This window comes from Alkanindiges hydrocarboniclasticus, assembly GCF_001982605.1.
GTDB classification, from domain to species: domain Bacteria; phylum Pseudomonadota; class Gammaproteobacteria; order Pseudomonadales; family Moraxellaceae; genus Alkanindiges; species Alkanindiges hydrocarboniclasticus.
Genome location: NZ_MLCN01000088.1, coordinates 1 through 650 on the forward strand (window position 1 = coordinate 1; position 650 = coordinate 650).

Annotated in this window: 1 protein-coding gene; it reads left to right on the forward strand. The window is 37.2% G+C overall.

Annotation, left to right across the window (positions count from 1 at the left end; all coding sequences use genetic code 11):
• Window positions 1–455: 455 nt before the first annotated feature.
• A partial coding sequence (locus BKE30_RS15665) for a helix-turn-helix domain-containing protein (RefSeq protein ID WP_143253822.1) occupies window positions 456–650 on the forward strand: 195 nt, incomplete at its 3' end.

Consider the following 650-nt stretch of genomic DNA (forward strand, 5'->3'; position numbering starts at 1 on the left):
TGTTCAGGTTGAGCGGCATTGAGTACATCAATCATTTGATGAAATGTTGATGGTTTAATGCCAATCAATCGCTTAAATTGATGCTCGGGTAATGATTGGATATCAGTGTATTTCATGCTGTCATTATAAATGACAGTAGTCCAATTTTTAGCTTAAAAGATGATCAATAAATTGATCATCTTTTGATTTATGCAAGAGATCTATTAGCGTTGTCACTATCAGGATTTTTAAAAAAAATTATTTGGGCAATATATCCTCAAATTCTGGGGATAAAACTGCGGATGGTTGCACTAGTAGCTAGTAAAACAAGGAGTGTGCTGCATTGATAAATATTTAATCAATATAATATGTAACTCCAAAATAGAAATGTCCGGTTTCTCCAAAGTAAAAATGTCCGCTTTTAGAATATGCACTTTTGCAATTTCCTTAGCGGACGGTTTGATATGTTGGTGTCTATGTCGGATAAAGAACTTAAACGATTGTCGGTCTTGCAGGAAATCTGCGATCAACGCATAACTCAATCCCAGGCTGCTCAGCTACTTCATATTTCAGAACGTCAGATCAGACGCTTACTGCAGAAATACAAAGCCCAAGGTCCAGCTGCATTAGCCCATGCCGGTCGTGGCCAAATCAGCAATTCTAAACTTCCT